The 13,180-nt window shown below is 59.2% G+C and carries 10 protein-coding genes and 3 tRNA genes; 5 read left to right on the forward strand and 8 right to left on the reverse strand.

What is annotated here, in order from left to right; genetic code table 11:
- The first annotated feature begins 265 nt into the window (after positions 1–265).
- Positions 266–1,261 (forward strand): RhuM family protein, encoded by a 996-nt coding sequence (gene rhuM / locus ACNA0I_RS21555; protein WP_415808077.1) that lies wholly within the window; start codon positions 266–268, stop codon positions 1,259–1,261.
- A gap of 53 nt (positions 1,262–1,314) precedes the next feature.
- Here rhuM and ACNA0I_RS21560 read toward each other — a convergent pair.
- Positions 1,315–1,391 (reverse strand) — tRNA-Met (locus ACNA0I_RS21560).
- A gap of 225 nt (positions 1,392–1,616) precedes the next feature.
- Here ACNA0I_RS21560 and ACNA0I_RS21565 point away from each other — a divergent pair.
- The gene (locus ACNA0I_RS21565) at positions 1,617–1,775 is read left to right on the forward strand and encodes a hypothetical protein (protein ID WP_415808078.1); all 159 of its coding nucleotides are present in this window, start codon (positions 1,617–1,619) and stop codon (positions 1,773–1,775) included.
- A gap of 26 nt (positions 1,776–1,801) precedes the next feature.
- Here the strand turns inward: ACNA0I_RS21565 and egtB are convergent, their stop codons facing one another.
- The 5 genes from egtB to ACNA0I_RS21590 all read right to left on the reverse strand — a co-directional run bounded on the left by egtB (position 1,802) and on the right by ACNA0I_RS21590 (position 8,482).
- Entirely contained in the window at positions 1,802–3,109 is a 1,308-nt protein-coding gene (egtB, locus tag ACNA0I_RS21570) for an ergothioneine biosynthesis protein EgtB (protein WP_415808079.1), read from the reverse strand.
- 43 nt (positions 3,110–3,152) lie between these two features.
- Positions 3,153–4,130 carry an L-histidine N(alpha)-methyltransferase gene (egtD, locus tag ACNA0I_RS21575; protein WP_415808080.1) on the reverse strand — a complete coding sequence of 326 codons (978 nt, stop codon included), beginning with the start codon at positions 4,128–4,130 and terminating at the stop codon, positions 3,153–3,155.
- 218 nt (positions 4,131–4,348) lie between these two features.
- Positions 4,349–6,055 (reverse strand): FMN-binding glutamate synthase family protein, encoded by a 1,707-nt coding sequence (locus tag ACNA0I_RS21580; protein ID WP_415808081.1) that lies wholly within the window; start codon positions 6,053–6,055, stop codon positions 4,349–4,351.
- Between the two features lie 111 nt (positions 6,056–6,166).
- A complete protein-coding gene (locus ACNA0I_RS21585; protein ID WP_415808082.1) occupies positions 6,167–7,447 on the reverse strand; it encodes an arsenic transporter in 1,281 nt (426 codons plus the stop codon).
- Positions 7,448–7,540: 93 nt separating this feature from the next.
- Entirely contained in the window at positions 7,541–8,482 is a 942-nt protein-coding gene (locus ACNA0I_RS21590) for an AEC family transporter (protein WP_415808083.1), read from the reverse strand.
- Between the two features lie 107 nt (positions 8,483–8,589).
- Here ACNA0I_RS21590 and ACNA0I_RS21595 point away from each other — a divergent pair, with 107 nt between their 5' ends.
- Entirely contained in the window at positions 8,590–9,030 is a 441-nt protein-coding gene (locus tag ACNA0I_RS21595) for a GNAT family N-acetyltransferase (protein WP_415808084.1), read from the forward strand.
- 76 nt (positions 9,031–9,106) lie between these two features.
- On the opposite strand, the gene ACNA0I_RS21600 is transcribed toward ACNA0I_RS21595, so the two are convergent.
- A tRNA-Leu gene (locus ACNA0I_RS21600) sits at positions 9,107–9,191 on the reverse strand.
- 153 nt (positions 9,192–9,344) lie between these two features.
- Between ACNA0I_RS21600 and ACNA0I_RS21605 the strand changes: the two genes are divergently transcribed.
- On the forward strand, positions 9,345–10,199 hold the full coding sequence (locus ACNA0I_RS21605) for a tRNA-uridine aminocarboxypropyltransferase (protein ID WP_415808085.1): 855 nt from the start codon (positions 9,345–9,347) through the stop codon (positions 10,197–10,199).
- A 41-nt stretch (positions 10,200–10,240) separates the two neighbouring features.
- Here the strand turns inward: ACNA0I_RS21605 and ACNA0I_RS21610 are convergent.
- Positions 10,241–10,325, reverse strand: a tRNA-Leu gene (locus tag ACNA0I_RS21610).
- Positions 10,326–10,496: 171 nt separating this feature from the next.
- On the opposite strand from ACNA0I_RS21610, the gene rnr reads away from it, so the two are divergent.
- The gene (rnr, locus tag ACNA0I_RS21615; RefSeq protein ID WP_415808086.1) at positions 10,497–12,974 is read left to right on the forward strand and encodes a ribonuclease R; all 2,478 of its coding nucleotides are present in this window, start codon (positions 10,497–10,499) and stop codon (positions 12,972–12,974) included.
- The last annotated feature ends 206 nt before the right edge of the window (positions 12,975–13,180 follow it).

Raw genomic sequence — 13,180 nt, forward strand, 5'->3', positions numbered from 1 at the left:
CCGGTTCCAACGTTATTCTGGATAAATAACCAGTTATTTGGTTTGGCATGGATAGTATCTCGGGGATGCAAACTAAATGCGTCTACCGATTCCGGATCGATCCGACTCTCGCGCCAGTATGATCGCCTTGGGTTACATCGGCGCGCGCTTGTGTTGCGCAATATATGTTGATCGTGACGATGGGCGTTGAGTCATCAGTTTGCGCGAGGCGAACTCTAGAAAGGTTAAAAACGACTTACAAGCGAATAGGCCTATGGGGCTATAAATGACTGAACAACAGATCCAGATTTTTGTCAGCGGGGATGGCAATGCACAGTTGGAAGTCACTGTAGACCAAGACACAGCCTGGCTTAGTCTTGATCAGATGGCTGCTTTATTTGATCGTGATAAATCAGTAGTCTCACGCCACATCCGTAATGTGTTCAAAGAGGGAGAACTTGAGAGGGGTTCAGTTGTTGCAAAAAATGCAACAACTGCGTCTGATGGCAAAACTTACCAGGTCGATTATTTCAACCTTGATGTCATCATCTCTGTAGGCTACCGAGTGAAGTCCCAGCGCGGTGTGCAGTTCCGACAGTGGGCCACCCGTGTGCTCCAGAGCCATTTGATACAGGGCTATAGCCTGAATCAGCGCCGCTTGGCCGAGCGTGGCATTGAGTTTGAGCAGGCGGTTAACTTGCTCAGCCGTACGCTTAGTAGTCAAGGGTTGATGTCCGCTGAGGGTGAGGCGGTGGCCAGAGTCATTAGCGACTATGCGCGCTCCTGGAGTTTGTTACAGGGCTACGACGAGCAAGCGCTTGGGGAAATCGCCCTCAATCAGTCGGACATGCACCCGCTGGATCTGAGCGAGGCCTTGCCCGCCATTGCCGAATTAAAGCAAACCTTGATCGCTAAAGGCGAAGCGACCGAACTGTTTGGACTGGTGCGTGGCAATGGCCTGGCATCTGCCTTGGCAACAATTGAACAGGGGTTTGACGGGGAGTTGTTTTACCCCAACGTGGCTAGTCGCGCGGCGCATCTATTGTATTTTCTGATCAAGAATCATGCTCTAGCCGACGGCAATAAGCGCTGTGGTTCTTTCTTGTTTCTTTGGTACCTGCGTCGTAACCGGCATTTGCTGGCTCGGTCTGTGGAGCAATTAATCAATGACAATACCCTGGTAGCGCTGGCATTGTTGGTGGCCGAAAGCCTGCCGGACCAGAAGACTCTGATGATCCGGCTGATTGAGCACTTTATCCTGTTAAAGGAGTCTGCTTCGTGACAGCGTAAAGCAAAACAAAAGGCCCACAATCGCTTGTGGGCCTTGGTATTCTTTGGTGGCGCATCCCTGATTCGAACAGGGGACCTGCGGATTATGATTCCGTCGCTCTAACCGGCTGAGCTAATGCGCCTTTGCATCCGAGGTGGCCAATGATGTCGGCTGGGCCTCTGCTGCAGTCTTGCGAAGCGTCGTGCTAAGCAAGAACAAAATTCTAGCACGAAAATTTTTACGTATGCAAATCGACATGGCCTAAAAGAAAAAAGATTCCTCTAGTAAAGGTCGTTACAAAGTGGCCCGCCTGGTTTCCTTATTTGGCAATACACTTGCGTCGCCTCAAATTTTCGGAAATAGGTTGATGAAACTCCTCTGTACCTTGGCCGTACTTGCCGGCCTCTTGGGCGGTTGTGCGGTCTACACACCGGACGGCGCCGTGATCGTGGACCCGCAAGGTGTGGGCGGTGGCGGCGGTGGTGGGTTCTGCCCGCCGGGCCAGGCTAAAAAGGGCAACTGTTGATCGGGTGATGTAGGCAGGCGCTTTGCCTACACATCCCGCGCCAGCCGTATCCCTGAGAATTGCCAACGTGCCTCGGGCGGAAAGAAGTTCCGATACGTCGGCCGGATATGGCTGGCCGGCGTTACACAAGATCCGCCGCGCAGCACATATTGATTGCACATGAATTTGCCGTTGTATTCGCCAACGGCGCCGGCGGGGGGTGCATAGCCAGGATAGGCATCGTAGGCGCTGCAGGTCCATTCCCAGACGTCGCCGAATAGCTGTGCGGGATTGCCGCCCGCAGGGGCAGCGGACGCAGCGATGGGACGCAGATGTCCGCTTTCCAGCAGATTGGCGGCCTGGTTGTGATCGCCGGGCATTTGCTGCGCCGCATGTTCCCATTCCGCCTCGCGCGGCAATCGCACGCGCGCCCAGCGTGCATAGGCGTCGGCTTCGAAATAACTGACGTGCGCGACGGGCGCCTGAGGCTCCAGGGGGCGCAGGCCGTGCAGCGTATAAATCTGCCAATTGTCCTTTTGCCCTTCCCAGTACAACGGCGCGCGCCATTGTTCGGCGCAGACTCGATCCCAGCCTAACGACAACCAGAGATCGGGACGTCGATATCCTCCGTCACGAATGAATTCCAGATATTCGCCTTGTGTGACGAGGCGATCAGCCAGGTAGAAGGGCAATAATAGGACGTCATGGGCAGGACTTTCGTTGTCAAAGGCGAATCCTGCGGATTGGTGGCCGATCCGTGTGCGGCCGCCTTCGTAGCGCACCCAGCCTGGCGCCGCGCTCGTGGCGGCAGCAGTGTCGTTTTGCGGCATGTACGCAGGCTGCAGCGGATTCAACGATAGCGCGTGCTTGATATCGGTCAGGATCAATTCCTGATGCTGCTGTTCATGATTCAGGCCCAGTTCCACTAATTGATCAAAGACAGGATCGGTGCCGGCCATGCGAATGAGCAGGCGGCGCATCGCCTCATCGACGACATTGCGATAACGCCAGATATCGTCCAACGGTGGGCGGGACAGCAGTCCGCGCTGGGGGCGCGGATGCCGGGCGCCGATCGCGTTGTAGTACGAATTGAACAGCATCCGGTACTGGGGGTGAAAGGCCGGCCGGTCAGGTTGGAAACGGCTCAGGATGAAGGTTTCAAAAAACCACGTCGTGTGTGCCAGATGCCATTTGACGGGGCTGCAATCAGGCATGGACTGTATCTGGCAGTCTTCGGGGCTGAGTGGTTCGGCGAGCAGGCGGGTCTGCTGGCGTATCTGCTCATAGCGAGCGGCCAGCGCGCGTGGGGAGTCTTGGCGCGTCATCGGATGGGTCAGCAGGCAGGCGGGATCCATGAAAGGAAGGGTTCCTGTTCTGTCGCAAGTGGCATGCCTAGGGTCAGGCGCGTGCGCTGAATACGGAAAACCATCCGCACGCATCCGACCAGTGTTCGACGTACGAAAAGCCAGCTCGCGTCAGGAGATTGCGAAAACCCTCTGGCGTGTATTTGTACGAGTTCTCGGTATGGATGCGTTCGCCTTTGCAAAACGCTCGATGTCCATGGGGCCACTGAATAGTCACGTCGGTTTGGGCTTGCAGGTGCATTTGAATTCGAGAATGGGCTTCGTCGTAATGCGCGACGTGTTGCCAGTGCTGTACATCAAAATCACTGCCAAGCCGTTGATTCACGTGACGCAATAGATTCAGATTGAACGCGGCGGTCAGATGCAGCGCGTCGTCGTAGGCAGGCTCCAGGATGTCACGCGATTTGACGCGGTCTACGCCTATCAGCAGGCCACCCTCGTCACAGTATGTCCGGATGCGGGTCAGCAGTGCCAGCGCGTGATCGGGGTCCAGATTCCCGATGCTGGAGCCAGGATAGAAAAACAATCGACCCGATTGTGGAATGGTATCGGGGAGCCTCAGATCATGATGAAAATCTTCACCAATCGGAGCGATTTTCAGATCGCGGTACGTGTTTTTTAAACGTTGTACGGCGCTATGAAGATACTCGACCGAGATATCAATCGGGACATACATTTCAGGACGCAGTGACGGAAACAGCTTTTCCGCCTTGATGCAGTCGCCTGCGCCCAAGTCAATCAATGTTTTGACTTTGCCTACGTGCCGAGCGATGCCTGCGGCATGATCTCGCAATATCTCAGCTTCGCATCGAGTGGGGTAATACTCGGGCAACTGCGTGATCGCGCTGAACAGACTGGATCCCAGTGCGTCGTATAAATACTTCGGCTCGATGTGGGCAGGGCGGGCTAGCAGTCCCGCCTGCAATGCTTCGATAGCGTGCGGAGGGCCGTGAAAAGGCGGCGCCACATAGTCGGACGGCGCCGTGGCTAGCATGCTGCTGGACTGGAACATATGGTGGTTCCTTGCAGAGTTGCATTGGCGAAGCCTATTGTGGCCTAACCCCCCTTTGCATTGTCAAGTTCTGCGGTGCTTTGGCACGCCCATTGGCATTTTTGTTTACTGCTGTTTCATACTGTTGTGCGCTGCCCGTCGTAAATGGGATATGGCCACGCTGCATTGGGGTACTGTGGTCGGTACCTCAATGCAGCGCAGGATGCTCCCGCAATACATTAGGGCGTCGCCGGTGCGGCAGCATTTGGCGTGATCGCGGCGGGAGGCGTCGTCGCGTTGGTCTGGGCCAAATGTATGGCGGCCAACGCTGCCGTCACGTCGTGCGCAGGCTTGAACGAATCTGCGCGCGCCATCGACCAACCCACTCTGAATACCGTGTGGCGGAACTCTCCGCGCAACAGTTCGCCCGGCTCCAGCTCGGGAAATAACGCAGACAGCAGACGAACCTCGCTGGGCGAGATGCGGCGGGCGATGTGATGCGGACGCAACTGATTGGGATGCGTGAGGCCGGCGGCTTGCAATAGCTCGGCCAGCGCGTGCAGGCTGTTGCGATGAAAATTCGCAGCGCGTTGCGCCTTGTCGGGGACGACGAGGGCGCGTTGGCGCACAGGGTCCTGGGTGGTGACGCCGGTCGGGCATTTGTCCGTGTGGCAAGCCTGTGCCTGGATGCAGCCCACGGCGAACATGAAGCCGCGCGCCGCGTTACACCAGTCGGCGCCCATGGCCATCACGCGGGCCATATCAAATGCGGTGATGATTTTGCCTGAGGCCCCCAGGCGGATGCGGTCACGCAGATTGACGCCGATCAAGGTGTTGTGCACGATGCGCAGGGCTTCGCGCAACGGTGTACCGACATGATCGACGAATTCGACGGGCGCTGCACCCGTGCCGCCTTCGGCGCCATCGACGACGATGAAGTCGGGCGTAATGCCGGTTTCCAGCATGGCCTTGACGATGGCGAACCATTCCCAGGGATGGCCCATGCAGAATTTGAATCCGACGGGTTTGCCTCCGGACAGCTTGCGCAACCGCGCCACAAATTGGAGCAGGCCGATAGGCGAATCGAATGCGCTGTGACTCGACGGCGAGTTGCAGTCCTGGCCGATGGCCACGCCGCGGGCTTCGGCAATTTCTGCGGTGACCTTCGCGCCGGGCAGGATGCCACCATGGCCGGGCTTGGCGCCTTGTGACAGCTTGATCTCGATCATCTTGACCTGCGGCGTACAGGCGTTGCGGACAAAGGCTTCTTCGGAAAAGGCGCCGTGTTCGTCACGGCAGCCAAAATAGCCCGAGCCGATGTTCCATACCAGTGCGCCACCCGGTTGGCGGTGATAGCGGCTGATGCCGCCTTCGCCAGTGTCATGCGCAAAATTGCCTTGGCGCGCACCCTCGTTGAGGGCGAGAACGGCATTGGCCGACAGGGCGCCGAAGCTCATTGCCGAAATATTGAACGCCGACATCGAGTAGGGCTGCTCGCAATCGGGGCCGCCGACGGTGACGCGAAAGTCGGGGTCGTTGATCTGTGCGGGGACCAGGGAATGGTTGATCCACTCGTAGCGATCGCCGTACACGTCCTCCTGGGTGCCAAAGGGCCGTTTGTCGACATCCTGCTTGGCACGCTGATAAACGATCGATCGCTGCGCGCGCGAGAACGGGGCGGCGTGTGTGTCGTCCTCTAAAAAGTACTGGCGGATTTCGGGACGAATGAATTCGAACAAAAACCGCAGATTGCCCAGCACGGGATAATTGCGCCGGATCGCATGGCGAGGCTGGATCAGGTCGTAGACCCCTAATAGTGCCAACAGGGCCAAGGGGACGGCGGCCCACCACCATGCGGCGGATAGCGACAAAGCCAGCGTCGATGTGACGAGGGCGCCTAGTAGTACCAGAATAAATGTCGTGTACCGGCCGGCAATCCAGCTCATTGGGAACTCCAGGGCTTTCGAATGGTAGGCAACCATAGCAGGGTGGCCGCCTATCGGCTAGCCCTGAGCCTATTTCTGGCAGGGAACAGAGAGTTCCATTGTTGACAACGATTATTGCAAACGCAAGGCCAGTGCAGCCAAGGTGACCAGTAACACCGGCAGCGTCAAGACAATGCCCACCTTGAAATAATAGCCCCAGGTAATACGCAGGCCCTTGCGCGCGAGGACGTGCAGCCAGAGCAGGGTGGCCAGACTGCCGATCGGCGTGATTTTGGGGCCCAGGTCGGTGCCGATGACATTGGCGTAAATCATGGCGTCGCGAATGACATCGGTCGCTGTTGTGTCGGCAATCGCCAGTGCGCCTACCAGCACGGCAGGCAGGTTATTCAATACGGAGGCCAGAAGGGCCGTTACCAGCCCCGTGCCCAGCGAGGCGGCCCAGACGCCATGGTGGCCGAAGACCTCCAGCAATTGCGTCAAGTAGGCCGTCAGGCCTGCGTTGCGCAGTCCATAGACGACCAGGTACATGCCCAGCGAGAACACCACGATATGCCAGGGGGCCTCGCGCATGACGCGACGTGTGCCGACGATGTGCTGTTGGCCGGCGACCAGCAGCAGTACCAGTGCGCCCACTGCTGCGATGGCGCTGACGGGGATGCCCAGAGGCTCCAGGATGAAAAATCCCGCCAGCAGCAATGCCAGGACCGCGATACCGACGCGAAAGGTAGTGCGGTCACGGATGGCAGACTGCGGGGACGGGATTTGCGCGACGTTGTAGCGCGCCGGAATCTGTTTGCGGAAATAGAGGAACAAGATCGCCAGCGATGCCGCGACCGCTGCAAAATTGACCGGGACCATGACCGATGCATATCGATCGAAGCCGATACCGAAAAAATCGGCCGATACGATATTGACCAGATTCGACACCACTAGAGGGGTACTGGCCGTGTCGGCGATAAAGCCTGCCGCCATGACAAAGGCCAGTGTTGCGCCCAATCCAAAGCCCAACGCCAGCAGCATTTCCATGACGATGGGGGTCAGGATCAGGGCGGCGCCATCGTTGGCAAATAAGGCAGAGACGGCTGCGCCCAGCAGCACGATCAACGCAAACAGCCAATGGCCGCGCCCGCCGCCCCAGCGGGCGACATGCAGTGCAGCCCATTTAAAGAAACCCGCGGCATCGAGGATGATGCTGGTGATGATGATGGCGATAAAGGTGGCTGTTGCATTCCACACGATGTGCCAGACGGCGACGACGTCGTTCGGTTGAACAACGCCGGTCAGCAACGCAACCACAGCGCCTGCCGAGGCGCTCCAGCCGATGTTCAGGCCTCGAGGTTGCCAGATGACCAGAATCAGTGTGGCAATGAAAATGGCGGCGGGCAGCAACATGATGGGGCAGGTGATTAGAAGGGAAAATTGTCAGGAAACGCAGTTTGTTGGTGCAGGCGATGCTTTATGTGACGCAATGCATGCTTGACTGCCTTAATGCAGAGCTTGTTTGCTGATCCACGCCACCAATAATGAAACCGTGATCACGGACAGTATCGTCGACAGCAAGATTGCGCGCGATGTGGCACGCGCATCGCGTCCGTAGAGTTGAGCCAGCATGAATGGTCCGGTTCCTATCGGCAGAGCGCTCATGAGCACTGCGCTCCAGGCCCATAGCGGTGGCACGGGAAAGACCCAAAAGACGAGGATGGCTGTGGCTGCGGGTTGCAGCAGCAGCTTGCCGGCGACGAGTTTACCGACGGCCTCGTGATCGCCGCCGGGCGTTGCCTGGGCCAGGAACAGGCCGATCGTCACTAATGCGCAGGGGCTGGCCGACGCGCCCAATAATTCGACATAGCGATCAATACCCAGGGGCAGCGTCAGGCCCGATAAGGCCCAGGCCAGTCCGGCCAGAGGGGAAATCAATAGGGGATTACGGATCAGTGCGCGAGCGACTTTCAGCAGTGTGGTTCCGAGGCTGCGATCGCGATGTTGATCAAATTCGATCAAGGCGATGGCAACGCCGAACAGGACGCAGGCCGTCATCAGGGTGCAGATGATGGCGGGCGCCAGGCTGGCGGGTCCGAGCAATGCCAGGCATAGCGGGATGCCCATATACCCCGCGTTGGCGTAGGAGGCAGCCAAGCCGTGGATGCTGAGATCGGTCAGGCGGATGTCGTGCCGGCGCGAGACCAGGCAGGTGATTGCAAAGGTGATGGCGATGCCGCCGGCCACCGACACCACGAAACGCCACGACATAAGGCTTAAGTCGGCCTGCGCCATGGCGCGAAACAGCAGCGCGGGCAGCGACAGATAGGCGACGTAGCGATTGAGCGCGTCAGTTGCTGCCGGACCGAGTACGCCGCAGCGGGCCGCCAGCCAGCCTGTCAGGATGAGGGCGAATACCGGCAAAGCGGCGGTGACAACGGCGTCCATGGTGCGGGGCGGAAGGAAAGAGCGGACATTCTACTGTGGCTTTATCATTAGCCATGCGGCGGTGTGTACGCCGGGTATCTGTTTTATGAGCAACGCAGGAGAACGTCATGCCTAAACCCCTTCCTATCCGTATCGTCTTGGGAACCTGGGATCGTCTGCGTGATGATGCGTATCTTGTCCGCCACGAGGTCTTTGTGGTCGAGCAGGCCGTGCCGGCCGAGGTTGAGCTGGACGATGATGATCCGTTGTCGGTGCATGCCGTGGCCTACGGGCCTGACAATGTCCCGGTCGCGACGGGCCGCTTGTTGCCCGATGGACACATCGGCCGCATGGCAGTGCGCAAATCGGCCCGCGGGACGGGGGTGGGTGGTCAGGTGCTGGATGCGCTGATTACCCAAGGGCACGGCGATGGACATCGGATGCTGCTGTTGCACGCACAGACCCATGCCCGTGGGTTTTATGAGGCACACGGTTTTACCGCCAACGGCGAGGAGTTCATCGAGGCAGGTATCGCGCACGTCGCCATGACCCGTGCTCTGGGCAACTGAAAAAGAAAAACCCCGATGCGGTTAAGCAATCGGGGTTTTTTCGGCGCACCGCGAAGGTAAGTCGCAGTGTAGTAATTGGTGCCCAGGAGAGGACTCGAACCTCCACACCTTGCGGCACATGGACCTGAACCATGCGCGTCTACCAATTCCGCCACCTGGGCGCTGTTGTTCTGGCACACTGTTGTCAGTGCGTTTGAACATCAGAGGACGCGCATTATGCACACTTTTTTTGAAGTGTGCAAATAGGCGGGCAAAATAATGTGAAAATTGCCGCCCTTAACAGGTAGGGCCAAGCAGACAGGGCCAAGGTGGCCATGGTTCAGCCTGTACGTCAGGCGGGGGTATCGGTATTGATGGCGGCGAATGGGATTGGCGGGAACGGGTATGCAGGCGGCGGTGGCGCGGATGATGCGTCGGCGAACAAGCGGCCCAAGTGCGAGCGTTGTCGGCGGCCGATGACGCATTGTTTGTGCGCGCTGATTCCTTCCCTGGATAGCCGCACGCGCGTGCTGGTGCTGCAGCATCCCGAGGAATCCCGTCACGCGCTGAATACCGGGCGGTTGGCGGTGCTGGGGTTGCGTAACGCGGCGCTGCATGTAGGGCGGAAGTTTGATGCGGCGCTCTGGAGTGCAGGGCAGTACGAACCCTGTTTGCTGTTTCCGGGCGAGGAGGCGCGGGTGTTGGTTCGCGACGCTGCCGTCCCGGACGGCGCAGCAAGGGCGTCGTCACGAGGTGCGGCGTCCGGTGGGCGCGGGGGTGATGCGCACGCAGCCGCCGCAGAACCCATCGGACCAGGCGCTCGCCTTGGCGCAGTGGCGCGTCCTGTTTTACTGGTGGTGCCTGACGGTACCTGGCGGCACGCGCGCCATTTGCTCGCGACGCATGCTGATCTGGCGGCGTTGCCAAGAGTGACCTTGCCAGAAGGCATGACGACGCGATACCGGGTGCGTCATGCAGGAGAATCGGCGGCCCTGTCCACCGTCGAGGCGATTGCGGCCGCGCTGGATGTATTGGAGGCGCCGCGATCGTTTGCGGCATTGTTGGCGCCGTTCGAGGCGTTGGTCGCCGCGCAGATCGCCGCCATGGGGGCTGAACGTTATGAGAGGCACCACGTGAGGCGGGAGGGTAGCCGTGAGGAGCGCACAAAAACAAACCCCCGGGAACCATAAGGTTGCCGGGGGCGTGCGACGATCGAATCGTCTGAATTCCGTGGTGCCCAGGAGAGGACTCGAACCTCCACACCTTGCGGCACATGGACCTGAACCATGCGCGTCTACCAATTCCGCCACCTGGGCACTGTGCAAAAATCTACGGGTTTGTGTGATACGCTTCGAAGAAATAGAGACGCATCAGCAGCTCCCAGACCAATTAGTGTTTTAAACTTTAAATCACCGCTTGGTTTTTGCTACAGTGATCAGCCTAGGGCAGACCACAGAAGCAAAAGATTATATACAGGATTTTAAACTTTGGCAAAACGATCGAATAAAGACTCCAATAACAATAACAACGGCAGATCCGGATCCGTCTTGCCCGAACCTCCCCCAGACTTTGATCCCGATGTGCCGAGCCGAGAGACCATTCTCAAGGCGCTGCGCTCGGCCGGGGCACCCCTGTCGCCGACCGAGCTGGCCGAGCGCATGGGCGTCGAACGGCCAGCGACGCTGGTGGGATTCGAGCGCCGCCTGAATGCCATGGAGCGCGACGGGCAGCTCATGCCCAATCGCAAGGGAGTGTTGCTGCTGGCCACGAAGCTCGATTTCGTGGCGGGCAAGGTGCAAGGGCATCGGGACGGTTTTGGATTTTTGTTGCGCGACGATGGCGGGCAGGATCTGTTTTTGTCGCCGCGGGAAATGCTCAAAGTCCTGCACGGCGACCGTGTGCTGGTCAAGCCGTCGGGCGAATACCGCGGCAAGCCCGAAGGCGTGATTGTCGAGGTCATCGAACGCCGCACCAACAAACTGGTGGGGCGTTTCCTGCATGAGCACGGTCTGTCGATTGTGGTGCCGGAGGACCAGCGCATCAAGCACGACATCCTGATTCCGCCAGGCGATACCAATGGTGCCCAACATGGCCAGGTCGTGTCGGTGCAGATCATGGAGCAGCCCACGCGTCATACGCAGCCGTTGGGACGCGTTTACGAAGTCCTGGGTGAAATCGATGATCCCGGTATGGAAATCGAAATCGCGGTGCGCAAGTTCGATGTGCCGGTGGATTTTTCCGAAGCGGCTGCCAAGCAGGCTTCGCGTTTGCCGGACGTGGTGCGCAAGGCCGACCTGAAAGACCGATTCGATTTGCGCGATGTGCCGTTGATCACGATCGATGGCGAGGACGCACGGGATTTTGACGATGCGGTGTACTGTGAGCCTGTCGAATTGGGCACCGGGCAGCGCAAGCGTCCCGGATGGCGTCTACTGGTGGCGATTGCCGATGTCAGTCACTATGTGACGCCCAACGACGCGTTGGACGATGACGCGCTCGAGCGTGGCACCAGCGTGTATTTCCCGCGCCGGGTCATTCCCATGTTGCCCGAGTCGCTGTCCAACGGCTTGTGTTCGCTCAATCCCAACGTGGACCGCCTGGTGCTGGTCTGCGATATGGTGATCCCGGCGACAGGGGCCAAGGCCGGTACGATTTCGGCCTATCAGTTTTATAACGCCGTCATCCATTCCCATGCGCGCACGACGTATACCCAGATCTGGGAGGCTCTGCAGCAGCCAGGCGGTCCGGTCGCCAATAGCTTGAGCGCGGTGATGCCGCATGTGCGCCATTTGCATGAGTTGTACCTGTTGCTGGTGCAGCAGCGTAAAAAGCGCGGCGCCATCGATTTCGATACTGTCGAGACCAAGATCGTGTGCAACGAGCTGGGCCGCATCGAACAGATTGTCGGGCTGGTACGTAACGACGCTCACAAACTCATCGAGGAATGCATGCTGGCCGCCAATACGTGCGCGGCGGATTTCATGACTCGCAGCAAGCACCCTGGGTTGTATCGGATCCATGAGGGCCCGACGCCCGAGCGTCTGACGTCGCTGCGTGAGTTCTTGCGCACGATGGGACTGTCGCTGGGCGGCGGCGATGCGCCCACGGCCAAGGACTACGGCGAGTTTCTGGATTCAGTGCGCGGCCGTCCTGACTTTCAGCTGTTGCAGACCATGTGTCTGCGCTCGATGCAACAGGCGATCTACAGTCCGGATAATGTCGGCCATTTCGGGCTGGCGTATCCGGGTTACAGCCACTTTACGTCGCCCATCAGACGTTATCCTGACTTGTTGACGCATCGCGTCATCAAGGCGCTGCTGGCAGGCAAGCGTTATGTGCCGGGTCTGGAGGATCAACCGCTGGTCATTGGTCGTACTCAACGTGAGCACGAACACGCCACTTGGGAAAAACTGGGCTTGCTGTTGTCTGCCAGCGAACGCCGTGCCGATGAGGCCTCGCGCGATGTCGAAGCGTGGCTCAAATGCTGGTTCGTCAAAGAGCGCGTGGGCGAGGATTTCAGCGGCACAGTGACGGGTGTGGCCAGCTTCGGCATATTCGTGACGCTGGACACGCTGCACGTCGAGGGTCTGGTGCACGTGTCTGAGCTGGGCGGCGAGTATTTCCAGTTCAACGAGGCGTTGCACGAGCTGCGTGGCGAGCGTACGGGCCTGCGATATCGCTTGACGGACAAGGTGCAGGTCCAGGTTTCGCGGGTTGACCTGGAGGCGCGCCGTATCGAGTTTCGTCTGGTCAAGGGCACGAGCTTTGACGCCTTGCGCAAGGCCGCGTCGCGCAATCCTGACGAACCGCGCAAGATCAAAAAGGCCGCCGCTCCCAAGCCGGCCGCCCTGAAAGGGCAGACCGCCAAGCAGAGGCGCGCTCAAGCGAAAAAAACGGCCAAACCCGCTGCGCCGGCGAAAAAGCGTTCCGCAGTCAAACAGGCACCGGCGCGCGGGCGTCGTTGAACTTTGCCTGATGCCCCGTTCGCGGGGCTTGCGCGCCGGCGGTATCTTTCTTCTGCATGCGTGTGATGCGCCATGGCCTCGCGGACTCGCGAGGCCTCGTTGGCCGGTCAGTTGCCGGCAGGTTGCGCACGCTGGCGGGCCACGCAGTAACATGACGGTTGCGCCGGGGATGCGTAGGCATCCGACTCGGCGGGCGGGCGCATTGG

This window comes from Bordetella muralis (assembly GCF_965139205.1).
GTDB classification, from domain to species: domain Bacteria; phylum Pseudomonadota; class Gammaproteobacteria; order Burkholderiales; family Burkholderiaceae_B; genus Bordetella_A; species Bordetella_A muralis.